At 62.7% G+C, this 23,451-nt stretch carries 17 protein-coding genes; 5 read left to right on the forward strand and 12 right to left on the reverse strand.

The features are described from left to right. Window positions 1-276 precede the first annotated feature (276 nt). From msrA to ACW8PS_RS08120, 6 genes are all read right to left on the reverse strand, one after another. A complete protein-coding gene (msrA, locus tag ACW8PS_RS08095) occupies window positions 277-927 on the reverse strand; it encodes a peptide-methionine (S)-S-oxide reductase MsrA (protein WP_491526846.1) in 651 nt (216 codons plus the stop codon). 55 nt (window positions 928-982) lie between these two features. Beyond that, window positions 983-2,203, reverse strand: coding sequence for an MFS transporter (locus ACW8PS_RS08100; RefSeq protein WP_491526847.1), 1,221 nt, complete (start codon window positions 2,201-2,203; stop codon window positions 983-985). Window positions 2,204-2,695: 492 nt separating this feature from the next. Further along, complete coding sequence (gene rpsD, locus ACW8PS_RS08105; protein WP_491526848.1) at window positions 2,696-3,316, reverse strand: 30S ribosomal protein S4; 621 nt, start codon at window positions 3,314-3,316, stop codon at window positions 2,696-2,698. A gap of 216 nt (window positions 3,317-3,532) precedes the next feature. Beyond that, on the reverse strand, window positions 3,533-4,606 hold the full coding sequence (locus tag ACW8PS_RS08110) for a Hint domain-containing protein (protein WP_491526849.1): 1,074 nt from the start codon (window positions 4,604-4,606) through the stop codon (window positions 3,533-3,535). Between the two features lie 126 nt (window positions 4,607-4,732). Then, entirely contained in the window at window positions 4,733-5,653 is a 921-nt protein-coding gene (locus ACW8PS_RS08115) for a lipid A-modifier LpxR family protein (RefSeq protein WP_491526850.1), read from the reverse strand. 80 nt (window positions 5,654-5,733) lie between these two features. Continuing rightward, complete coding sequence (locus tag ACW8PS_RS08120) at window positions 5,734-8,001, reverse strand: adenosylcobalamin-dependent ribonucleoside-diphosphate reductase (protein WP_491526851.1); 2,268 nt, start codon at window positions 7,999-8,001, stop codon at window positions 5,734-5,736. Between the two features lie 134 nt (window positions 8,002-8,135). Between ACW8PS_RS08120 and ACW8PS_RS08125 the strand changes: the two genes are divergently transcribed. Next, window positions 8,136-8,570, forward strand: a complete 435-nt coding sequence (locus ACW8PS_RS08125) for a DUF1489 family protein (protein ID WP_491526852.1) — start codon at window positions 8,136-8,138, stop codon at window positions 8,568-8,570. A 60-nt stretch (window positions 8,571-8,630) separates the two neighbouring features. On the opposite strand, the gene ACW8PS_RS08130 is transcribed toward ACW8PS_RS08125, so the two are convergent. The 4 genes from ACW8PS_RS08130 to hisS form a co-directional block, all read right to left on the reverse strand. Continuing rightward, entirely contained in the window at window positions 8,631-9,590 is a 960-nt protein-coding gene (locus ACW8PS_RS08130; RefSeq protein ID WP_491526853.1) for a porin, read from the reverse strand. A 163-nt stretch (window positions 9,591-9,753) separates the two neighbouring features. Continuing rightward, window positions 9,754-10,440 (reverse strand): ATP phosphoribosyltransferase, encoded by a 687-nt coding sequence (gene hisG, locus ACW8PS_RS08135; RefSeq protein ID WP_491526854.1) that lies wholly within the window; start codon window positions 10,438-10,440, stop codon window positions 9,754-9,756. Continuing rightward, on the reverse strand, window positions 10,437-11,543 hold the full coding sequence (locus ACW8PS_RS08140; RefSeq protein WP_491526856.1) for an ATP phosphoribosyltransferase regulatory subunit: 1,107 nt from the start codon (window positions 11,541-11,543) through the stop codon (window positions 10,437-10,439). Before ACW8PS_RS08140 ends, hisG begins: the two co-directional genes overlap by 4 nt. Then, window positions 11,540-13,015, reverse strand: coding sequence for a histidine--tRNA ligase (gene hisS / locus ACW8PS_RS08145; protein ID WP_491526857.1), 1,476 nt, complete (start codon window positions 13,013-13,015; stop codon window positions 11,540-11,542). The genes ACW8PS_RS08140 and hisS overlap by 4 nt, the downstream gene beginning before the upstream one ends. 109 nt (window positions 13,016-13,124) lie before the next feature. On the opposite strand from hisS, the gene ACW8PS_RS08150 reads away from it, so the two are divergent. Next, window positions 13,125-13,328 carry a SlyX family protein gene (locus ACW8PS_RS08150; protein ID WP_491526858.1) on the forward strand — a complete coding sequence of 68 codons (204 nt, stop codon included), beginning with the start codon at window positions 13,125-13,127 and terminating at the stop codon, window positions 13,326-13,328. Window positions 13,329-13,636: 308 nt separating this feature from the next. Here the strand turns inward: ACW8PS_RS08150 and ACW8PS_RS08155 are convergent, their stop codons facing one another. Both ACW8PS_RS08155 and dnaE read right to left on the reverse strand, forming a co-directional pair. Further along, window positions 13,637-14,629: a fatty acid desaturase gene (locus ACW8PS_RS08155; RefSeq protein ID WP_491526859.1), complete on the reverse strand. Its 993-nt coding sequence runs from the start codon at window positions 14,627-14,629 to the stop codon at window positions 13,637-13,639. Window positions 14,630-14,944: 315 nt separating this feature from the next. Beyond that, the gene (gene dnaE, locus ACW8PS_RS08160; protein WP_491526860.1) at window positions 14,945-18,388 is read right to left on the reverse strand and encodes a DNA polymerase III subunit alpha; all 3,444 of its coding nucleotides are present in this window, start codon (window positions 18,386-18,388) and stop codon (window positions 14,945-14,947) included. 284 nt (window positions 18,389-18,672) lie between these two features. Here dnaE and xdhA point away from each other — a divergent pair, with 284 nt between their 5' ends. From xdhA to xdhC, 3 genes are read left to right on the forward strand one after another with little or no spacing between them, the layout of a single operon-like run. Further along, window positions 18,673-20,049 carry a xanthine dehydrogenase small subunit gene (gene xdhA / locus ACW8PS_RS08165; protein WP_491526861.1) on the forward strand — a complete coding sequence of 459 codons (1,377 nt, stop codon included), beginning with the start codon at window positions 18,673-18,675 and terminating at the stop codon, window positions 20,047-20,049. Then, complete coding sequence (gene xdhB / locus ACW8PS_RS08170; RefSeq protein ID WP_491526862.1) at window positions 20,046-22,481, forward strand: xanthine dehydrogenase molybdopterin binding subunit; 2,436 nt, start codon at window positions 20,046-20,048, stop codon at window positions 22,479-22,481. The genes xdhA and xdhB overlap by 4 nt, the downstream gene beginning before the upstream one ends. Continuing rightward, the gene (gene xdhC, locus ACW8PS_RS08175; RefSeq protein ID WP_491526863.1) at window positions 22,478-23,446 is read left to right on the forward strand and encodes a xanthine dehydrogenase accessory protein XdhC; all 969 of its coding nucleotides are present in this window, start codon (window positions 22,478-22,480) and stop codon (window positions 23,444-23,446) included. The genes xdhB and xdhC overlap by 4 nt, the downstream gene beginning before the upstream one ends. Window positions 23,447-23,451: the final 5 nt, after the last annotated feature.

Raw genomic sequence — 23,451 nt, forward strand, 5'->3', positions numbered from 1 at the left:
ATGATCTTATCCTCCCGAAAATGAGCCTTTACCCTTATCGGGCGGCTCATTTTCGGGAGGATAAGATCATAACCGATTCTTCATGCTAAAGCAGGCCCGTCTGGAAGACGGGGGGTTGGAACCTAGGAGTGGATACTCAAAAAAACGCGGGGGCGCAGCCCGCGCGCCGGTCGGTGCCGCCAGGCACCGAAACCCCACCGGGGCCGCCCTTCATCTTTCCAACAGAAAACCACTCTCGCCGCGCGCGGGCGTCAGCCCGCGCATCGGTCGGCGCCGTCAGGCGTCGATCCCGATCGGGCAGGACACCCCGGTGCCGCCGACCCCGCAATAGCCGCCCGGGTTCCTGGCCAGATATTGCTGGTGGTAATCCTCGGCGAAATAAAACGCAGGTGCGGCGATGATCTCGGTTGTGACCGACCCATAGCCTGCCGCCTTCAGCCGCGCCTGCATCTCGGGCAGGCTTGCCGCTGCCGCCCGCGCCTGCGCCGCGCCAAACGTGTAGATCCCGGACCGGTACTGGGTGCCCCGGTCATTGCCCTGCGCCATTCCTTGGGTCGGGTCGTGGTTCTCCCAGAACACCTTCAACAGCGCCTCATAGGAAATCACCGCAGGGTCATAAACCACACGCACCACCTCATTATGCCCCGTCGCACCGGTGCAGACCTCCTTGTAGGTCGCATTGGGCGTGTGGCCACCGGCATAGCCGACCATGGTCAGCCAGACGCCATCGAGGCCCCAGAACATCCGCTCGACGCCCCAGAAACACCCCATGCCGAACATCGCGACCTGCATTCCTTCGGGAATATCGAGCACCAGCGCACGGCCATTGACGAAATGGGTTTCGGCGGTGGCAATCGGGTCGGCCCGACCCGGCAAAGCCTCGGCGGCCGGTATTATCCCGGATATTTTCGCTTTGGTGAAAAACATCGGCAAGCACCCTTCCCTGTGATCAGGGAAATATAGGCCCCCTTCCGGCCCCGGTCTACTCTGCCGGCCTGGTGGCCGGTAAACCAAACGTGGTTTCGCGCCCCGGTTCGGGGTGGCGCGGGATCAGCGTGGCCAGCGCCAGCGACCCAAACGCCATGCCCGCTGCCAGCAAAAACACCGCCATCGGTGAGATCAGCCATAAAAGCCCAAGCAAGGCCGGCAGGAACACCGCCGCGATATGATTGATGGTAAAGGCCACGGCGGCGGTGGGCGCAATATCGGCCGGATCGGCAATTTTCTGGAAATAGGTCTTGATCGCCAGCGCCAGCGAGAAAAACAGGTGATCGACGATATAAAGCGCGATGGCCAGCGTCACGCCCCAACCGAAATAATAGATCCCGGCATAGAGCAGAAACACGGTTGCCAGCCCGATATATTCGAAAACCAGCGCCGCGCGTTCGCCAAATACCGCCACCGCCCGGCCCAGAACCGGGGCCGCAATCATGTTCAGAACCAGCGTCGCCATGAACAGCCCCGCAATCTGATGCACGTCGAAACCGAACCGCTCGACCATCATGAACCCGGCAAAGACAGTAAAGATCTGGCGCCGGGCACCGGCCATGAATTGCAGCGCATAATACAGCCAGTAGCGCCGCCGCAGCACCATCGACTTGCGCTGCGGAGTCGCGGATTCAAATTGCGGGTAGAGCAGAAACGCCGCCAACGCCGCCAGAACGGTAAAACCGCCGCCCGCCCAATAGACGGTGGCATAGTCCAGATCATAGGCGCGCCAGGTCAAAAATATGATCGCATAGGCCACCAGCGTCCCACCCGACCCGATCGCGACCAGCCAGCCCAAAACCTGCGGGGCCTTCTTCTTCTCGATCCATTGCAGTTGCAGCGACTGGTTCACGGTCTCGTAATAGTGAAACCCGATGGAGCTGAGCAGCGTGATCATCAAGATACCGCCAAGCGAGGGAAAATACGCCGTCATCCCGGTCGCCACCCCCAGAACAATCAACGCCACCAGCGCCAGCACCTGTTCGCGGATGAAGATGATCAGCACAATCACCCCCACGGCCAGAAAACCGGGGATCTCGCGCACCGTATGCAACAGGCCGATATCGGCCCCGTCAAATTGCGCCACTTCAACGACGAAATTGTTCAGCAGCGCCGACCATGTCGAAAACGCAATCGGCATCGCCAGCGCCATCAGAACCAGCAGACCGATGGGCTGACGCCAACGCGGCAGCGCCTTGGCCTGCGCCAGCGTCATGGTTCTGATCCTGTCGCCAATCATGATGGCCCCATACGCTCAAAACCCGCGCTTGGCGAGAGATGCCCGCCGCGACCGGGATGTGCGCTTTTGCATCGATGCGCGCGGATCGTCCCTCAACTCGCCGGCACGTTGCGAAAGGCCCAGGGCATGGCCGCGTCGATATCTTCCGGGAAATGCTGCCACCGGTCCTGCAATGGCGTCCAATCGGTCTCATGCGCCTCGACCCGGCCCGGGGTTCGACCATTATGTCGATACAAGGTGCCTTCAATTCGCGGCAGAACCGCATCAGATCAAGCGACGAGGTATCGACGCTCAGATTGACGGCAAAACCCTTGCCCGGTTCCAGCATCTCATCACGATGTCGCCCAATGCGCTGGCCGGGTGGGGCATGTGGCGGTCCTTTCCGACAGGCATGACGGGAAACAGAAAAAGGGCCGCCCATCCGTGGGGCGGCCCTTTTCGGAAAAATTGATCGGAAGCCCGCGAGGATCAGTTCTTCGCGTAATATTCCACAACCAGGTTCGGTTCCATCATCACCGGATAGGGCACATCGCCCAGGCTCGGTGTGCGGACGAAAGTGGCCGTCATCTTCGAGTGATCGGCCTCGATGTAATCGGGCACGTCGCGCTCGGCCAGTCCCACAGCCTCCAGCACCACCACCAGTTGCTTGGACCGGTCGCGAACCTCGATCACGTCGCCTTCCTGCACACGGTAGGACGGGATATTGACGCGCTGGCCGTTTACCGTGACATGGCCATGGTTCACGAACTGGCGGGCGGCAAAGACGGTGGCCACAAACTTGGCGCGGTAGACGACCGCATCAAGGCGGCGTTCCAGCAGACCGATGAGGTTTTCACCGGTATCGCCGCGCACCCGCTCGGCTTCGGCATAGATGCGGCGGAACTGTTTTTCGGTCAGATCGCCGTAATAGCCTTTCAGCTTCTGCTTGGCGCGCAGCTGGATGCCGAAATCCGACAGTTTGCCCTTGCGGCGCTGACCATGCTGGCCGGGGCCATAATCGCGGCGGTTGACCGGGGATTTCGGACGACCCCAGATGTTTTCGCCCATCCGGCGGTCGAGCTTGTATTTGGCAGAGGTGCGTTTGGTCACCGTCTGATCTCCTTCGTTTTAAGCGATTCTGCATCTTGATCCGAAAACCGGTTCCCACTTTTCGGGATGCAGACATCTATGAAGGGCGTTGTCCTTTCGCCGAAGCGCGACAGGCATTCCCTTGCGGGGGCCACCAACACCAATGAAAACCCCGACAGTCTCCTGCCGGGATGAGGCGCGTTTTACACGGGTCAGTCGGGGTGTCAATGGCCGCTATCAGGCCTGCGCCAGCGAGGCTCTCATGCCATGCATCAAAATCGCGGATTCAGCCTGGTCCAGCATCCGCCGCGCCGGCGCGCCATAGGCAAAGGGATCGGCCCCAAGTTCGGGGCGCAGATCAAACAGCGTCTCACGCTGGCGGGCGTCCAGATGGTCCAGCCCCATGAAACCGGGGTGGAAGGTTTCAACCTGCAGCCCGTTGGCCCAGATCACCTGATGGCGTTCCAGCATCAGATGCACATACCAGGTTTCGCGCAAGGAATGGTCAACCGTCACGCGGGCATCGCCGATCAGATCGCGCGCGCAGACCAGAACTTCGGGCTGGCCAAACAGGTCACGCGCCGCGGCACCGGTGACAATCACCCGATGTTCGGGCGACACCACCAGATCTTCGTCCGGGCGATACAGGCCCAAAGCGCCGGCGCGGATCCGGATCGGCCGTTGTTTCGGCATCGCAAAGAGCCGCGCCCCCGACATCCGGCGCTGGCCGGTCCACTGGACCTCCTGCGGGCCGTCATCGCGGGTCAGCACCTTGTCGCCGGGGCCCAGATCCTCGATCGCCACTTCGCCCTCTGGCGTGCGCAGCCTTGTGCCGGGGGTGAAGCAGATCACAGCCGCAGCCTCGGGCGTATAGGCCCGGGGCCGCGGCTGGTTGGCCTTCACGATCATCAGATCGCGGTTGGCCGGGGGGATCTCGTCGGGGAAAATCAGAATGGGCAGCCGACCCGATTGCGCCGCCACCGGAACAACGGTGAAAAACCGCCTGCTATCGGACAGCACGAATGCATCGGCAAAAAGCGGGTCCGCGCCCTCGGCGGCGGCCTCGCTCTGGGTCGGAGCGGGGTGATGCAGCAGTTTGCGCACCACCCGCGCCGCGCGTGCACGAAGCTCGGCGTGGTCCTGGCTGACTCCCAGAAGCAGCGCGGCACCGTTGCCTTCCAATGGAAGCGTTCGGCCATGCCAGCGCCAGGTCATCCCTTCGGCCAGTTCACTATTATTATCTGCCGGAACGCCCTCGATCAGGGTTTGCGACCACGCGATCATGGTCAGGCCCCGAATGCCCGTGCTCATCTTCTTTTTGCCTGTTTTTTAGTGCTTATACTGCTCTTTGAGCGGAATCTAGCACGCGCGAATCACCTTGGGAAGCAATGATTCGCCGATCCGTCACTTTTCGAGTCGGATACCGGGCCGGGCCGATCAGAATTCGATCCCGAAGGAAACCGATCCAACGGTCTGCCCGCTTGGCTGGCCGACGAATTCTTCTGACAGATAGGTCAGCCCGTAAAACACGTTCGACGACCCGAAGGCATAGTTTACCCCCGCGCGCAGCCGATAGCGCATCTCCTCGACCTCATAACCCTGATCGGAAGGCAGGTAGCGCGAGCTGCCAACATAGGCGGCATCGCCCCCCACAAGGAAAGAAAACCCGCTATCGACGCCGCCGTCGATGGCCGAAATCCGTTGACCGGTGGTGCTGTCGCGCAGGCGCAGCCCATCCAGCCCATAATCGCCGAATGTCAGGTCAAACCCGACGCGGGCAAGGTTTTCGACCCCGGCCTGAAGCTCAAGAAACGGGCGCGCCCGTGCCGGGCCGATGTCAAACTCGCGCGCGATCTCGAATGTGCCATTGAGATAGACGCCGTTTTCGACCTGGAAATTCCGCACATTGGCACTGGGCAGGCTGAACATGTCATGGATCCCCTCCTGCAACCCGCGCACGCCGGATTGTTCACCCATCACCATGATGTCGGCCCCGGCCGAAACCTCATACCCGTTCCAGCCGAAAAGCGTATTCACCCCGACCGACAGAACGCCCGCATAGAGCCGGTCACCGGCTGCGGGCGCGTTCAGGTTCGCGGGCGCGATGGTCTCGCCGCGAAACCGGTATTCCATGATCTGCCCCATCCTGAGCGGCAATTGCCCGGTCCATTCCGGGCCGCGCACGGTGCTGACACTATAGGCCCCCGACCGCCAGCGGTCGCGCCCGTCGCCGATCAGATCATTGGTAAACAGCCGCGCCTGGCCCAGGGTCTCGCGCCCCTCGGCCACCACAGTTTGCGGCAGCATTGCCATAAAAATCAGGAGAACCCCTGCCCGGCCCAAAACCCGCATCATCATCACTGCCTCATTAACCCGTCGCGATTTGCCGCAACTTATTGCTCAATTGAGGCCAAATTATCACGAGATTCGCAGCGCCGCTAGCCACACTTTGAATAGGCGCAACTGGCGCAGGTCATGCATCCTTCGATCATCCGCATGTCATATTCGCCGCAATTTGGGCAGGCGGGCACCGTGGGCCGCGCGCCCATCGGGTTCACCTGCGCCTGCGGGTCGGATTTCAGGCCCATGCCCTCGCCGCCGATGAAGCCGATGGCGATCAGGTGACGTTCGATCACACCACCGATGGCGGCAAGGATCGAGGGCACATATTTGCCGCCCATCCAGGCCCCGCCACGCGGATCGAACACGGCCTTCAGTTCTTCGACGACAAATGACACATCGCCGCCGCGCCGGAACACGGCAGAAATCATCCGGGTCAGCGCCACCGTCCAGGCGAAATGCTCCATGTTCTTTGAGTTGATGAAAATCTCGAACGGCCTGCGATGGCCCGCGATGACGATATCGTTGATGGTGATATAGATGGCGTGGTTGCTGTCGGGCCATTTCAGCTTGTAGGTATGGCCTTCCAGCTCCGCCGGGCGGTCCAGCGGTTCGGAGATATAGACCACATCGCCCTCGGCATCGGCCCTTTGCGGGCCCGCCTCGGATGCCTCGCTGACGCTCAACACCGACCCTGTCACGTCATTGGGCCGGTAGGTGGTGCAGCCCTTGCAGCCCATATCCCAGGCCTGCATATAGACCTCCTTGAACGCTTCGAAACTGATATCCTCGGGGCAGTTGATGGTCTTCGAGATGCTCGAATCCACCCATTTCTGCGCCGCCGCCTGCATCTTGACATGTTCCAGCGGGGCCAGCGTTTGCGCATTCACGAAATAATCGGGCAAATCCGCGTCACCGAATTTTTCACGCCACATCTGCACCGCGTAATCGACCACTTCTTCCTCGCTCCGGCTGCCATCGCGTTGCAGCACCTTGCGGGTATAGGCATGGGCAAAGACCGGCTCGATGCCCGAACTGACATTGCCGGCATAAAGGCTGATGGTGCCGGTCGGCGCGACCGAGGTCAGCAGCGCATTGCGGATGCCGTATTTGCGGATGTCCTGGCGCAGGTCGGCGTCCATATTCACCATGTTCCCCGATGCCAGATAGGCCTCGGCCTCGAACAGCGGGAAGGCCCCGCGTTCTTTCGCCAGCGCGACACTGGCACGATAGGCGGCATGTGCGATGGCCTTCATCCAGGCCTCGGTCCGCTCTGCCGCCGCATCAGAGCCATAGCGCAGCCCGAGCATCAAAAGCGCATCGGCCAGCCCGGTCACGCCCAGACCGATGCGCCGTTTGGCCTGCGCTTCGGCGCGCTGCTCAGGCAGCGGAAAGCGGCTGACATCGATCACGTTATCCATCATCCGCACGGCGACCTGCACCAGATCCTCAAGCGCGGCCATATCAAGTGCGGCACCGTCCCCGAACGGATCACGCACCAGCGTTGCCAGATTGACCGAGCCCAACAGGCAGGCCCCATAGGGCGGCAGAGGCTGTTCGCCGCAGGGGTTGGTGGCGGCGATGGTCTCGGCGTAGCTCAGATTATTGGCGGCATTGATCCGATCGATGAAGATCACGCCGGGTTCGGCATGATCATAGGTCGATTGCATGATCCTGTTCCACAGATCGCGCGCCGCCACCGTGTGGAAGATCTTGCCGTCAAACACCAGATCCCAGGGGCCGTCCGATTTCACCGCCGCCATGAACGGGTCGCTGACCAGCACCGACATGTTGAACATGCGCAGCCGGGCCGGGTCGGATTTGGCGGTGATGAAATCCTCGATATCGGGGTGATCGCAGCGCAGGGTCGCCATCATCGCGCCGCGCCTGCTGCCGGCGCTCATGATGGTGCGGCACATCGCATCCCAGACATCCATGAAGGACAGCGGCCCCGAGGCATCCGCCGCCACCCCCTTCACATCCGCGCCCTTGGGCCGGATGGTCGAAAAATCATAGCCGATGCCACCGCCCTGCTGCATGGTCAGCGCGGCCTCTTTCAGGCTCTGGAAAATACCCTCCAGGCTGTCGGGGATCGTGCCCATGACGAAACAGTTGAACAGCGTGACATTGCGCCCGGTGCCCGCGCCTGCCGTGATGCGGCCCGCAGGCAGGTATTTGAACCCGTCCAGCGCATCATAGAACCGGTCTTCCCAGGCGCGCGGGTCATCCTCGGGCGCGGCCAGCGCGCGCGCCACGCGCCGCCAGCTATCCTCGACCGTCTGGTCAATGGGCGTGCCATCCGCCGCCTTCATCCGGTATTTCATGTCCCAGATGGCTTCGGCAATGGGGGCGGAGAAGCGGCTCATGTGTCTCGTCCTGCCGGATTCGGTCAGGTCCATATAGATAGTGGAAGGGTGCCAAGATACCCACAAGACCTGCGGGGGTCAACGTTGGCAAGGCCGGTTCGCCCGGCTATGTTGCATTTCAGAAGGAATCGATCATGTCCGCCACATTCACCCATCTGATCAAGCTGTCCGTCGGCACCGAATCGGTTGAATCCCTGGCCCAATGGCAGGAAACGGCGCGGCTCAGATGGCCCGACAGACGCCCCCGCCACGTCACCCGCATGTGGCCCCGGCGCGCGGGCGAGGTGTTGAACGGCGGTTCGATCTATTGGGTGATAAAGGGTGTCATTCTCTGCCGTCAGCGCATTCTGGACCTTGATGAGGTGATCGGCGAAGACGGCATCCGCCGCTGTGGCATCGTGCTGGACAGGCCCCTGATCCGGGTCGAGGCGACCCCCAAACGCGCCTTTCAGGGCTGGCGCTACCTGCCGCCGTCAGATGCCCCAAGCGACCTGCGCGCCGCCCGTCCGCAGGAAGACAAACTGCCCCCCGCATTGCAATCTGCGCTGGCCGAAATCGGTGTAAGGTAACGAAAAGGGCCGGGCAGATTGCGCTGCCCGGCCTTGTTTTTCGCAGTCATCCCTACCCGATCAGAAAGTCCCGACAAGCTGTCCGATGACCGACCGGTAATCGCCGCGCGCCGCAGAAGTGCGCGAATTCAACGGATCGGACGACCCGCCACCAAGCGGAATGGTTATGCCAAGCCCGATACGGTCAATATCGGTCGATCCGCCCGGACCAAAGTCAAAGCTTGTCCGCGACAGTTCCAGATTCAGGCTGACAGGCACGCCAGAACCGCCCCGACCGAGGTCATAAGCCAGCCCAAGGGTGAAATCGGTGGCATCGATGCCAAAGGGCAGCGGCGTGCCGATATCGGTGCGCCCGACCGAACCATAGACCGACAGCCCGTTGCCAAAGCCATATTCGGCCCCGAGCGAGATATTGGTCAGGTCAACGTCAAACACGCCGCCAGTGTCGATATCGGTGCGGGTGACGCTGCCGAACACTTCGAAATCGGGCGCGATATCATAAGATGCGGCAATGCCGTAATCCATGATGTCGACGCCGGTCAGGCCGGGATCCAGATCCGACGTGCCGACAAAGCCCTCGATCCAGAGCGGGCCGTTTTCATAGCCGCCGAATATACCGTAATTCCGCGTGTCCACCCCAAAGGTGATGGGAATGAAAGGGATAGACACATCCAGATCGCCGATGCGGTAATAGACGCCGACATAGCCACCGCCGACAAAGCGATAGGATGGCTCGATCGCCAGGGTCATCAGATCGACCTGCACGTCAAACCCGCCGCCAAGGTCGAAATCGCTTTGCGTGAAGCCAAAATCGAGGCCCAGGTTGAAGTTGGACCCGAACATCGTGTCGGATTCGAAATCCAGCGACATCGTGTTGACGTCGATGTCACCGCCGCCCACGTCAATGGTGCTGGAGGCAAAGCCAAGCGTGACGGCAGAGGTCATTGTCATGGTCTGGGAAAAGGCCGCGGCAGGAAGTGTGGCCAGAATGGCAGAGGTAAAAAGAGTGCTGATTCGCATAGGCGGGCTCCTTTATTGAAAATGCGGAAAAAATTATCGAAAAAATAAGAATCATCTTATTAACCAAATGTTAACCTTTATTAACGCCCGAAGCCAGCGATGCCTGAAGCGCGCGCGAACATGCACGAACATGTGTTGTGGACTCTACATTTGTGCAAACGTGCTACTGCAGCCGGTCGTTCAACTGTTCCAGCGCTGCGCGGTCCCGGTCGCCCCAGTCCGCGACGCGTGATTTGAACAGCACAGCCTGGCTGCGATGGATCAGCCCGTCGGGCAGGATCTTGAGATGATTGGCGCGCAGCGTTTCCCCGGTCGAGGTAATATCGGCCACCGCTTCGGCGGTCAGGTTCTTGATCGTGCCCTCGGTCGCGCCCTGGCTGTCGACCAGCTGATAATCGGCGACGCCGGCATCGCGCAGAAATTCGCGCACCAGCCGGTGGTATTTGGTGGCAATCCGCAACCGGTGGCCATGGCGGCGGCGGAAATCGGCGGCAACGGCGTCCAGATCATCCAGAGTGTTGACGTCGATCCAGAATGCCGGCACCGCGATGATCAGATCGGCAAAGCCAAACCCCATCGGCTGCATCGCCTTGACCACATCCTGCCAGGACGGAATGCGTTCGCGCACCAGATCGCTGCCCGTTACCCCCAGATGGATGCGCCCGGCCTGCAATTCGCGCGGGATCTCTCCGGCGCTCAGCAGCACCAGATCCAGATCGGCCCCATCGACTGCAGCGGCATATTCCCGGTCCGATCCGGTGCGCCGCATGGTCACGCCGCGGGCCGCGAACCAGTCAAAGGTCTTTTCCATCAACCGCCCCTTGGAGGGCACACCAAGTTTCAGCGTCATGTCCCCTCCTCGCGCAGCAGCTGCACCAGTTCGGGCCGGATCACGCCGCCGATAGCGGGGATCTCCTGACCCCGGCCCAGGACACGCGTCAGCGCGTCATAGCGCCCGCCGGTAGCGACCGGCGGCAGATCGGCGCGCCCCTCGGCCAGAAAACCAAACACGAAGCCGTCGTAATATTCCATCGTGCTGCGCCCGAAGCTGGCCTCGAAGGGCAGTTCATCAACCTGCACACCTGCCAGCGCCAGCGCATCCATGCGCCGGGCCATCCGGTCGATGGCGGGCGTCAGGCCCGGCAGATCGACGGCAATATCACGCAGGTGCTGATGCGCATTGGGCAGGGTCTCGCGCAGGCCCAGGATCGTGTCCAGCAGCTCGGCCTCATTGCGCCCGATCGGCGCTTCTTCGGCGTCGCGGGTCAGGGCCTCAATCCGGGCGGCCACCTCATCGCGGCTGCGCAGCCCGATCTCGGGGCCGGCGTCTTTCAGCAATGCTTCGGCCCCAAGGCGGGCGGCTTTTTCCACCAGGGCGGCACGGGTCGGGTGGGGGGGCGTGCGGCCGGTGAACCGATCCAGCAGCGCCCGAAACCGACGTGGGCGCCAGATATGGCGCATCAGGGCTGCGCGGCGTCGCTCGGTCGTGGTCAGACAGGCCACCGCCGCCTTCAGAATGCCGATATCGCCGGTGGCAGGGCGCAGCCGCAACGGGGCCAGGGCCTTGCCGAACAGGGCAAAGACCTCGGCATCGGCAGCCTCGGGGTTGTCGCGGTCAAACACCTCATAGCCAACCTGCAAATATTCCCGCGCCCGCGCCGATCCGCTTTGCTGTTTGCGGAAAACCTCGCCCAGATAGGTGTAGCGCGCCGGTTCGCCACCCTCGCGCATATGGGTCTCGACCACCGGCACCGTGAAATCGGGGCGCAGCATCATCTCGCCCTGATCGGGGTCTTGCGTGACATAGGCCCGCGCCCGGATATCCTCACCGTAAAGATCCAGCAATGTTCCGGCCGGCTGCAACAGGTCTGCATCAACCGGCTGCGCGCCCGCCGCCTTGAACAGGGCGAAAATACGCTCGGCCTCGGCCCGGGCTGCGGCTTTGTCGGTCATGTCAGCCGGTCCAGAATGGCCTGCACCTCCGCCACCAGATCGCCCAGAGCCACCTCGCGCTGCGCCGGTTGGCTTTTCCATTCCTCAAGGCTGGCATGGGCGGCTATTTCCGCCCCCAACGCCAGATCCTTGATCTGCACCACGCCGCGCGCGGCCTCGTCGCTGCCCTGAATGATCGCCACCGGGCTTGCGCGCCTGTCCGCGTATTTCAACTGGTTGCCAAAGTTTCTCGGATTGCCCAGATAGACCTCGGCCCGGATGCCGGCATTGCGCAAACTGGCAACCATCGCCTGATAATCGGCCATCCGGTCACGGTCCATCACGGTGACAACCACCGGCCCGGGCATCTTCGCCCCGGCGCGGCCCTTGGCGCGCAGCGCCGCCAGCAGCCGGTCGACCCCGATGGACACCCCCGTCGCGGGCACCGCCTGCCCGGTAAAGCGCTTGACCAGATCATCATAGCGCCCGCCACCTGCCACCGAGCCAAACTGGCGCGGGCGGCCCTTGTCATCGAGCACCTCAAAGGTCAGTTCAGCCTCATAGACGGGGCCGGTATAATAGCCAAGGCCGCGCACCACCGAAGGGTCGATGACGATCCGGTCGGCACCATAGCCCTGGGCCTCCAGCAGCGCTGTGATCTCTTCAAGCTCGACCACGCCTTCCGTGCCAATGGCCGAGCCACCGACAGCTGCCCGCAAATTGGCCACGGTCGCAGCTCCATCCGCCCCTTTCGAGGTCAGAAACGCCAGCACCGGCCCGGCCTGTTCATCGCTCAAGCCCACACCGTCAATATAGGCCCCCGAGGCATCCAGACGCCCCTTGCCAAGCAGCTCGCGCACGCCCGCCTCACCCACCTTGTCGAACTTGTCGATGGTGCGCAGCACGGCATTGCGGCGGCCTTCGTCATCGCCCAACCCCATGCTCTCCAGCACGCCGTTCAAGACCTTGCGATTATTCACCCGCACCAGATAATCGCTGCGCGGAATGCCCACCGCCTCCAGCGTATCGGCCAGCATCGCACAGATCTCGGCATCGGCGGCCATCGAGGCCGACCCGACCGTATCGGCGTCGCATTGGTAAAACTGCCGGAACCGCCCCGGCCCGGGCTTCTCGTTGCGCCAGACCGGCCCCATCGTGTAGCGCCGATACGGCATCGGCAGATCATTGCGAAACTGCGCCGCCACGCGCGCAAGGGGCGCGGTCATGTCATAGCGCAGCGCCAGCCATTTCTCATCCTCATCCTGCCAGGCAAAAACACCGTCATTGGGCCGGTCCACATCGGGCAGGAACTTGCCAAGCGCCTCGACGGTCTCGATCGCCGGGGTTTCCAGCGGATCAAACCCATACAGATGGTAAACCGCGCCGATCCTGTCCAGCATCGCGCTTCTCTCGCTGACATCCGCGCCAAAATAATCGACAAACCCCTTGGGGGTCTCGGCCTTGGGCCGCGGCTGTTTCTTCACTTTGGCCATACCATCCATCCGCATGGAAATTCGGGGTCGCCCGCCATCTAGCTCAGGGGACCAGCCAGAGCAAGCGACGGGCTGGCCTTTCACTTGCAGGAGGCCTAAAATCCACCCCATGAACACAGCCCTGAAAACCGAAGAAGCCCTCGCCCATCTCACCCGCCAGGTCGAGGAGCTGTCAGATGTCATCGCCCGCCAGGACCGCGATATCGCCACGCTCACCGCGCGTGTCGAAATGCTGATGATGCGCGAGGCCGAACGCGAAGCCGATGCCAGCGGCACCGCCCCGCTGGCCGATCAGAAACCGCCGCATTGGTAGGCCCGCAAAACCGCAGGCCCAATCCGGGCTTCTTTGCGCATCAAATATCCTCGCCGAAGGCTCCAGACCTCGCATCGCACCCCGCCCGCCGATGATGGTCTCCCCCTAGAGCGCGTCGCGCCAAATCGAATTCACCGGCCGACCCGAACGCATTCGATTGCGCGAACGCTGCCTCGGTCCGGGTGATGAATGCTCGAATCCGATCAGGCGCGTCGCGCTATAAATGCACAAAGCCCACCCGCGACAGGCGCAACCACAAACCCGGCTTCAGCGCCACGCCCCCACGCCCGCCGGTCAGCCAGGGGCCGTCAGGCCCCGGCCGAAACCCCCGGTCCCATCCGCGATTTTCGGCGCGGAAACGGCACCAGCCGCCCGGCCTCCTCATCCCACAGCTTCAGGGTGAAACTGCGCAGCGCCTCGGGCCAGATGATCACCGGCAATCCAAATTCATCGCGGATCGCACGGTGACATTTGCGCAGGCGATAGGATGGGATATTGGCGTTGAAATGGTGGATATCGTGATAGGCGATATTGCCGGTGGCCAGATCAAACCACCATCCCAGATCCAGTGCCGATGATCCCTGCAAGGCCGCCAGATCATGGCTCAGGTCAGGGTGCCTATCCCAATAGGTATCCTCGAAATTATGCTGCAGATAGACCAGAAACACGCCAGTGCAGGCGGCCACGACCACGGTCATGGCATAGATGATCAAACCGGGCGGCCCTGCCATCAGCCACAATGCCCAGATCCAGGCCGCCAGCGCCAGATTATGCGCCACCACGCCCCACATTCCGACCGCCAGGGTGTTCTTCGGCCAGCGATACCGCAGCGCATAGACAAAAAGCCCGCCCAGGGGGATCAGGAACACCGGGTTGCGATACAGCCGATATCGCAGCCGTTGCCAGAACCCGACTTCCTCCCATTCGCGCAGCGTCATGGTGTGAATCTCGCCGGCCCGGCGCGCCTCCAGATCGCCCAGAAACCGATGATGTTCATTATGGTTGAACTGCATCACCCGAAAGGGCGTCAGCGTGAAAACCGACAGGCCATAGCCCGCCAGATCGTTCATCCAGCGTTTGGAGAACAGCGAATAATGGCCGCAATCATGCTGCAACACATATAGGCGCACCCCGGCAAGCGCGTTGATCACCGTCAGCAGGATCATCAGCGCGGTGATATCGAACACCGCAATCGCGGCGGCCAGGGTCAGGAAATAAAAGCCGAACGTGCCGACCAAGCTGACCAGGGCCAGCATGTCATTCTTTTCGCAATATGCGCGGGTGACGTCTCTGATCGTCATTGGCACTGGCCCCCGATTGGCTCCGCATGGCAAGGCAGGACCCCGGCCAAAGGAATGCAGGCAGGGGTCTTTTGCTTCTTATAGCACGTCTCGGAAAACCTGACCCACCTGACGCTGCCTGAAAACCAGGAGTTCAACGCGGTCCAAGCGATGCATCCTGTCTCAGCTATTCAGAGACGTGCCTTATATCAAAGAATTGTCCAAATTTTCAGGGTTCGAGAAAGGGCGGCGGTCGATTTTCGCGGGTTTGGGCCGATTCACGCCGCACTGGCGCGCATCATCCCGGGGGGGCCGCAAAGCGCCCGCCAGGCCGTTTCACACTTCCTCGACCATCACCACGCCGTCCAGGCTTTTCAGCGCGCCCTTGATCTGCGGGTTGACCGGGTAATCCTCGCCCAACAACACATCCACCTCCCCCGGCAGATCCGGGTCCAGCAGGCATAATTGCACCGGCCCGCGGCCTTTCAGCCTGGCCTCGGCCCGGGCGCGTTCCAACAGGCTTGCGATACCAGCGAGCGCGCCGGGTGCCTCGATGAACACCCGCAATCCGGCACCGCCCGCATCCGCCACTGCGCCATCAATCGGCTGCACCCCGCGCGCCAGCAGTTTCAACTGATCGCCGTCAAAGGTCACCTCCACCGTCAGCACCACATTGGACCCGCTTTCAAGATGCTCGCGCGCCACCTCAAGCACATCCGAGAACATGGTGACCTCAAAAAGCCCGGTCGGGTCGGAGAGCTGGACAAAGGCAAACCGGTTGCCGCGCTGGCTTTTGCGTTCCTGACGCGACGATACCGACCCCGCCATCTTTGTAACAAACGCGCCGCCTTCGGCGCGCGCCTGCACCTGCTCCAGCGTCAGGCATTTCTTGCGCCGCAGCGCCGGCATGTAATCATCCAAGGGGTGACCGGACAGGTAGAACCCGACTGCCTTGTGCTCCTCCGCCAGCCGTTCATTGGGCAGCCAGTCCTCCCGCGCGGCCAGGCGCGGCTCGGGCAGATCATCGCCGGCTTCGCCGAACAGGCTGACCTGACTTGAACCGCGCTGTTCATGGATCGCGGCCGAATAGCCCACCAGCGCATCAAGGCTGGCAAAGACCCGGGCGCGGTTGCGGTCGAGCTGATCAAACCCCCCGGCGCGGGCCAGCATTTCCAGCGGTCGCTTGCCGACCCGTTTCAGATCGACCCGGCGGGCAAGGTCGAACAGCGTCGCAAAGGGGGTATCGCCGCGCCCTTCCTCGATCAGCCGCATCGCATCGGCACCGACATTCTTGAGGCCGCCAAGCGCATAGACCACCGCACCATCCTTGACCGTGAACATCGCGGCAGACCGGTTGACGCAGGGCGCGATCACCTCGATCCCCAGCCGGTCGACCTCCTGTTTGTAGATGCTCAGCTTGTCGGTCAGGTGGATATCGCAATTCATCACCGCGGCCATGAATTCGACCGGGTAATTCGCCTTCAGCCAAGCGGTCTGATAGCTGACCACGGCATAGGCGGCGGCGTGCGATTTGTTGAAGCCGTAATTGGCGAATTTCTCCAGCAGGTCGAAAACCTCGGCCGCCTTGCGCTTGTCGACGCCGTTCTCCATCGCGCCTTTTTCAAATTTGGGGCGTTCCCTGGCCATTTCCTCGGCAATCTTCTTGCCCATGGCCCGGCGCAGCAGATCGGCCCCGCCAAGGCTGTATCCCGCCATCACCTGCGCGATCTGCATCACCTGTTCCTGATAGACGATGATGCCTTGGGTTTCCTCAAGGATATGATCAATCAGCGGATGGATGGATTGGCGGTCCTTCAACCCGTTCTTGACCTCGCAATAGGCCGGGATGTTCTCCATCGGGCCGGGACGATACAGCGCCACCAGCGCCACGATATCCTCGATACAGGTGGGCTTCATGCGCCGCAGCGCATCCATCATGCCGGAGCTTTCCACCTGAAACACCGCCACCGTTCTGGCACTGGCATAAAGCTCATAGGTTTTCGCATCGTCCAGCGGGATCAACCCGATATCAATCTCGACCCCGCGCGGCTTCAGCAGGTCCAGCGCATTCTGGATCACCGTCAATGTCTTCAGGCCCAGAAAGTCGAACTTGACCAACCCCGCCGGCTCCACCCATTTCATGTTGAACTGGGTCGCGGGCATGTCTGATCGCGGATCCTGATAGAGCGGCACCAGCTCATCCAGCGGCCGGTCACCGATCACCACACCGGCGGCATGGGTGGAGGCATTCCTGAGCAACCCTTCAACCTGCTGGCCATAGGTCAACAGCCGCTGCACGACCTCCTCCGCTTTCGCCATTTCGCGCAGGCGCGGCTCATCGGCCAGCGCCTTTTCGATGCTGACAGGCTTGACGCCCTCCACCGGGATCATCTTCGACAGACGGTCGACCTGCATGAAGGGCATCTGCAAGACCCGGCCCACATCGCGCACCGCCGCCTTGGACAGAAGCGCGCCGAATGTGATGATCTGGCCGACCTTCTCGCGGCCATATTTTTCCTGCACGTAACGGATCACTTCCTCGCGCCGGTCCATGCAGAAATCAATGTCGAAATCGGGCATCGAGACCCGTTCGGGGTTCAGGAACCGTTCAAACAGCAACTGGTAACGCAACGGATCAAGATCGGTGATCGTCAGCGCATAGGCCACCAGCGATCCAGCGCCCGAGCCACGCCCCGGCCCGACCGGAATATGCCGATCCTTGGCCCATTTGATGAAATCGGCCACGATCAGGAAATAGCCGGGAAAGCCCATGCGCTCGATGATCCCCAGCTCAAACTCCAGCCGCGCCTCATAGTCCTCGACCGGTGCCGCATGCGGGATCACCGCCAGCCGCCTGTTCAGGCCCTCGCGGGCCTGGCGGCGCAGCTCCTCGACCTCATCATCAGCGAATTTGGGTAGAATCGGATCATGGGTGCGGGCGCGAAAAGCACAGCGGCGCGCAATCTCGACGGTGTTTTCCAGCGCCTCGGGCAGATCGGCAAACAGCGTCGCCATTTCCTCGGGCGACTTGAAATAATGCTGCGGCGTCAGGCGGCGGCGCGGCTCTTGCTGATCGACATAGGCCCCCTCGGCGATGCAGATCAGCGCGTCATGCGCCTCATACATCTCGGGCTTGGGGAAATAGACATCATTGGTCGCCACCAGCGGCAGATCCATCGCATAGGCGATCTCGACATGGCCCTGTTCCGACAGGCGTTCGGCCTCGGGCAGGCCGCCTTCAGACGGGTGGCGCTGCAATTCGACATACAGCCGGTCACCGTAGATATCGCTCAGCCGCGCCATCAGCGCCTCGGCCCTGGGCCGCTGGTCGCCCCGCAACAGCCGACCGACGGGGCCATCCGGCCCGCCGGTCAGACAAATAAGCCCGGCAGCATGCGCCGCAAGCTCGGCCAGGGTCACATGCGGCAGGGTGCCATCACCACGCAGGTAGAGGCAGGAGTTCAGCTTCATCAGATGCCCATACCCGACCGCGTTTTGCGCCAGCAGAACGATGGGCGCATAGGGGCGCGGCTTTTCGCCCGGCGCGGGCGGTTCATATTCCAGATCCACCTGGCAGCCGACAATGGGCTGCACCCCCGCCTTGGCGGCTGTTTCGGAAAATTCCAGCGCCGCGAACATGTTGTTGGTATCGGTGACGGCGATTGCCGGCATATTCATGCCAGCACAGAGCGCGGGCAGTTTTTTGACCCGCATCGCGCCTTCCAGCAGCGAGTATTCGGTATGGGTGCGCAGGTGGATGAATCGGGGGGTGCTGGTCATATATGCAAGCTAGCGAGGTTGCGCCCGAGCTGCCATGACATTATGCACAGATCGGGCAGGGACCGCCCGGCAATGGGGGCGGGGCGCGGCCCTGAAATCCACTGTTATTTTATCCGTTCTGTTGAAAGTCTTTCCCTATTCTTTCCCGCATGAACACTTGCCACAGCGACAAAAAGCCGCTTTCCTGAACGCCATACAGGGAATTCGGCGTCGCGCCTTCCGTCGCATCGGGCCGCGCATTTGAGGGCAACGACCCTCCGACCAGACCGCGACAGAGATCTGCGATGCAAGATACGGTGCGTTTCCACTTGAATGGTCGGCCTGTTGAGGTGACGGGCCTGGCCCCGACACGGACGCTGCTGGATTGGCTGCGCGAGGATCAGGGCCTGACCGGCACCAAAGAAGGCTGCAACGAAGGCGATTGCGGGGCCTGCACGGTGCTGGTCAGCGATGCCGGGGGGGCGCGCGCCATGAATGGCTGCATTCTGTTCCTGCCGCAGCTTGAAGGCAAAGCCGTGCGCACCGTCGAGGGCATCACCGGCCCGGATGGCAGCTTGCACCCGGTGCAACAGGCCATGGTTGAGCATCACGGCTCGCAATGCGGCTTCTGCACGCCGGGCATCATTGCATCGCTGGCCGCGGCACATATGAACGGGGCCACTGATTTTGACGACCGGCTGGCAGGCAACCTGTGCCGCTGCACCGGCTATGCGCCGATCATCCGCGCGGCAGAGGCCGCCGCAGAACAGCCCATTCCCGACTGGATGCAGACGGATGCGGCAGTGGTGGCCGAGCCGCAGGACAGCGCCCCCTACAGCCCGGCCAATTCCGACGATCTGGCCCAATGGTATGCCGCCAACCCCGATGCCACCTTGATTGCGGGGGCCACGGATGTGGGCCTGTGGGTCACCAAATCCCTGCGCGACCTTGATCCGGTGGCGTTTCTGGGCGGCTGCACCGATCTCAGGGAAATATCCGAGACCGCAGACGACATCCGCCTTGGCGCGATGGTCACCCTCACCGACATGATGCCGGTCGTCGCGCCGCACCACCCGTCGCTGGCCGAATTGCTGCGCCGGTTTTCCTCGGTTCAGGTGCGCAATGCGGCCACCATCGGCGGCAATATCGCCAATGGATCACCCATTGGCGACGCCCCGCCCGCGCTGATTGCGCTGAATGCCACGCTGCATCTGCGCCAGGGCAATGCGCGGCGCAGTCTGGCGTTGGAGGATTATTTCCTCGATTACGGCAAGCAGGACCGCGCGCCCGGCGAATTTGTCGAGGCGGTTTCGATTCCGCGCCAGCCCGACCGGCTGCGCTGCTATAAGCTCAGCAAACGGTTTGATCAGGATATTTCGGCGGTTTGCGGCTGCTTCAGCATCCGCGTGGAAAACGGCTCCGTCACGCAGGCCCGCATCGCCTATGGCGGCATGGCGGGGATTCCGAAACGGGCAGCCCATGTCGAGGCGGCGCTGGTGGGTCGGCCCTGGACCGAGGCGAGCGTGCGCGCGGCGATGGGCGAATATGGCAAGGATTTCACCCCGATGACCGATATGCGCGCCTCGGCCGGCTACCGGCTGACGGCGGCGGCCAACATGCTGCTGCGCTATTTCCATGAGGATCAGGGCATAGCGGTCAATGTGCTGGAGGTCGCCCCATGAGCGTTCACAAACCCTTGCCCCATGACGCGGCCCCGCTGCATGTGACCGGCCAGGCGCGCTATGTCGATGACATCCCGGTGCCCGCCAATTGCCTGCATCTGGCCTTTGGCATGGCCCAGATCGCGCATGGCCGGATCGCGGGCATGGATCTGGACGCCGTGCGCGCCGCCCCCGGCGTGGTGGCCGTGATCGCCGGGGACGATCTTGACGAAATTCCCGATTGTTCGCCGTCAAACAATGATGAGCCGCTGCTGTCGGATGGCAGCGTGCACTATATTGGCCAGCCGCTGTTTCTGGTTGCCGCCACCAGCCATCTGGCGGCGCGCAAGGCCGCGATTCTGGCGAATGTGACCTATGACGAAGCCCCGGCGATCCTGACCATCGACGCCGGGCTGGCCGCCGACAGCCGGTTCGAGGACGGCCCGCGTATCTATCAAAAAGGCGATGTCGATCAGGCGCTGGCGGGCGCGGCCCATATCATCGAGGGCCGCATCGAGATGGGCGGGCAAGAGCATTTCTACCTCGAAGGGCAGGCCGCGCTGGTGATGCCGCAGGAAGGCGGCGACATGCTGGTGCACAGCTCCACGCAGCACCCGAGCGAGATCCAGCACAAGGTGGCCCACGCGCTGCATCTGCCGATGCATGGCGTGCGGGTCGAGACCCGGCGCATGGGCGGCGGGTTTGGCGGCAAGGAAAGCCAGGGCAACCATCTGGCGATTGCCTGTGCATTGGTGGCGCGCGCAACCGGGCGACCGGCCAAGATGCGCTATGACCGGGATGATGATTTCATGATCACCGGCAAGCGCCATGATTTCCGCATCGATTACCGGGTCGGCGTGGCTGATGACGGGCGCATTGCAGGCGTTGATTTCACCCAGGCCACGCGTTGCGGATGGGCGATGGACCTGTCGCTGCCGGTGGCCGACCGCGCCATGCTGCATGCCGATAACGCCTATCACCTGCCCGCCGCGCGGATCACCAGCCACCGGCTGCGCACCCACACCCAAAGCGCCACCGCCTATCGTGGCTTTGGCGGCCCGCAAGGCGTGGTCGGGATTGAACGGGTGATGGACCATATCGCGCATCATCTGGGGCTGGATCCGCTGGCGGTCAGGCAGCGCAATTATTATGATGATGCGTTTGGGGCTGGCGTGGCGCAGGGGGGGCTGTCTGCCCCCCCCACCCCCCCCGAGGATATTTCCGGCGCAAAGAAGGCCGGAACCGCGCACAGGCTATCGAGCGGGACCGGATCGGCGCGGCGCTTTGGCGGGGCGCATTCGCCCCAGCCGATGCCGGGCGGGCAACAGACCACGCCCTATCACATGCCGGTCACCGATTTCGTGCTGAACGGGTTGACCGAAAAGCTGGCGCAAGATTGCGATTATGCCGGGCGCCGGGCCGCGATTGCAGAGTGGAATGCACGCCAGCCGGTGCTGAAAAAGGGCCTCGCACTGACGCCGGTGAAATTTGGTATTTCCTTCACCTTGACCCATCTCAATCAGGCCGGTGCGCTGGTGCATGTCTATCAGGATGGCTCGGTCCATCTGAACCATGGCGGCACGGAAATGGGCCAGGGTCTGTTTCTGAAAGTGGCCCAGGTGGCTGCCGATCGTTTTGGCATTCCGACCGATATGGTCAAGATCACCGCAACCGATACCGCCAAGGTGCCCAACACATCGGCCACGGCGGCCTCCTCGGGCACGGATCTGAACGGCATGGCGGTGAAAGCCGCCTGCGACACGATCCGCGACCGGATGGCGGAATTCCTGGCATCCGAGCATCAGATCAAGCCCGCTGAGGTGCGTTTTGCCGGTGGCATGGTGCATCTGGGGGCGGAAGCGATTCCCTTTGCCGAGGCGGCCGCGCGCAGCTATATGGGCCGTGTCAGCCTGAGCGCCACCGGCTTTTACAAGACGCCCGATATCGAATGGGACCGCATCGCCGGGCGCGGGCGGCCGTTTTTCTACTTTGCCCAAGGGGCGGCCTGTTCCGAAGTCGTGATCGACACGCTGACCGGCGAAAACCGCATTCTGCGCACTGATATTTTGCACGATGCGGGCAGCAGCCTGAACCCGGCGATTGATATCGGCCAGATCGAGGGCGGGTTTGTTCAGGGCGCGGGCTGGTTGACCACCGAAGAACTTGTCTGGGACGACAAGGGCCGCCTGCGCACGCATGCGCCCTCGACCTACAAGATCCCGGCCTGTTCCGACCGGCCCGACATCTTCAACGTGGCCCTTTGGGATGCGCCCAATCGGGTGGAAACCATCTACCGGTCCAAGGCGGTGGGCGAGCCACCCTTCATGCACGGGATCTCTGTGCTGATGGCGCTGAGCGATGCCATCGCCGCCTGCGGGCCACATTACCCCGACCTTCAGGCCCCCGCCACCGCCGAGGCCGTGCTGGGTGCCATTGCGCGGGCCCGGGCATGAGCTTTGATGCTGAAACCCTGGCTGCCGCGATTGCCGAACACGGGCCGGTGATGCGCGTTGTCATCGTGTCCTGTTCGGGGTCCGTTCCGCGCGGGGTCGGCACATCCATGCTGGTCTGGCAGACCGGGCAAAGCGGCACCATCGGCGGCGGCGCATTGGAATTTGAGGCGGTGGCGCGGGCCCGGGCCAGCTTTGGCACGCATGATCGCCTGGACAAGATCCCGCTTGGGCCCAATCTTGGGCAATGCTGCGGCGGGGCCGTGACCTTGCTGACCGAGCTGTGGGACGCCGCCCGCCTGGCGACCGTCAGCGGTGATTTCGTTGCGCGGCCGCTGCCCGGTGATGCCAGCACCCGGATGCCGCTGAAACTGCAAGGCAGGCTGCGCCAGGCGCGGTCGGGCGCGCGCCCCTTTGCCTGCGAACTGGTGCAGGGATGGGTCGCCGAGCCTCTGGCCCGGCCCACCCGCCAGATCTGGATCTACGGGGCCGGCCATGTCGGGCGCGCCCTGGTTGATGTGCTGGCCCCGCTGCCCGAGATCGCGCTGACCTGGGTCGATACCGGGCCGGAGCGGTTCCCGGACAAGACCCCGGCCCGCATCCTGCCCACCGCCGCACCGGCCACCGCCACCGCGCTGGCCCCCGATCATGCCGAACACCTGATCCTGACCTATAGCCATGCGATCGATCTCGAGATCTGTCACCACCTGCTGGCCCGCGATTTCGCATTTGCGGGGCTGATCGGATCGGCCACCAAATGGGCGCGCTTTCGCAAACGGCTGACCCAACTGGGCCATATGCCCGATCAGATTTCACGCATCACCTGCCCGATCGGCGATCCGGCCCTTGGCAAGCATCCGCAAGCCATTGCCGTCGGCGTCGCCGCTAGCCTGCTGAGCAGCACCTGGGGCACCACACAAATGCAGCCTGAGGCTGCGCAACATGTTTCGGGGGGAAAACTGACATGAACCGG

This window comes from Alterinioella sp., assembly GCF_058343375.1.

Excerpts from the sequence above, each read along its gene's own strand:
- msrA (WP_491526846.1), bottom strand. The coding sequence starts at position 927 with ATGTTTTTCACCAAAGCGAAAATATCCGGGATAATACCGGCCGCCGAG.
- ACW8PS_RS08100 (WP_491526847.1), bottom strand. The coding sequence starts at position 2,203 with ATGACGCTGGCGCAGGCCAAGGCGCTGCCGCGTTGGCGTCAGCCCATC.
- ACW8PS_RS08110 (WP_491526849.1), bottom strand. The coding sequence starts at position 4,606 with ATGAGCACGGGCATTCGGGGCCTGACCATGATCGCGTGGTCGCAAACC.
- ACW8PS_RS08115 (WP_491526850.1), bottom strand. The coding sequence starts at position 5,653 with ATGATGATGCGGGTTTTGGGCCGGGCAGGGGTTCTCCTGATTTTTATG.
- ACW8PS_RS08120 (WP_491526851.1), bottom strand. The coding sequence starts at position 8,001 with ATGAGCCGCTTCTCCGCCCCCATTGCCGAAGCCATCTGGGACATGAAA.
- ACW8PS_RS08125 (WP_491526852.1), top strand. The coding sequence starts at position 8,136 with ATGTCCGCCACATTCACCCATCTGATCAAGCTGTCCGTCGGCACCGAA.
- ACW8PS_RS08130 (WP_491526853.1), bottom strand. The coding sequence starts at position 9,590 with ATGCGAATCAGCACTCTTTTTACCTCTGCCATTCTGGCCACACTTCCT.
- hisG (WP_491526854.1), bottom strand. The coding sequence starts at position 10,440 with ATGACGCTGAAACTTGGTGTGCCCTCCAAGGGGCGGTTGATGGAAAAG.
- ACW8PS_RS08140 (WP_491526856.1), bottom strand. The coding sequence starts at position 11,543 with ATGACCGACAAAGCCGCAGCCCGGGCCGAGGCCGAGCGTATTTTCGCC.
- hisS (WP_491526857.1), bottom strand. The coding sequence starts at position 13,015 with ATGGCCAAAGTGAAGAAACAGCCGCGGCCCAAGGCCGAGACCCCCAAG.
- ACW8PS_RS08150 (WP_491526858.1), top strand. The coding sequence starts at position 13,125 with ATGAACACAGCCCTGAAAACCGAAGAAGCCCTCGCCCATCTCACCCGC.
- ACW8PS_RS08155 (WP_491526859.1), bottom strand. The coding sequence starts at position 14,629 with ATGACGATCAGAGACGTCACCCGCGCATATTGCGAAAAGAATGACATG.
- dnaE (WP_491526860.1), bottom strand. The coding sequence starts at position 18,388 with ATGACCAGCACCCCCCGATTCATCCACCTGCGCACCCATACCGAATAC.
- xdhA (WP_491526861.1), top strand. The coding sequence starts at position 18,673 with ATGCAAGATACGGTGCGTTTCCACTTGAATGGTCGGCCTGTTGAGGTG.
- xdhB (WP_491526862.1), top strand. The coding sequence starts at position 20,046 with ATGAGCGTTCACAAACCCTTGCCCCATGACGCGGCCCCGCTGCATGTG.
- xdhC (WP_491526863.1), top strand. The coding sequence starts at position 22,478 with ATGAGCTTTGATGCTGAAACCCTGGCTGCCGCGATTGCCGAACACGGG.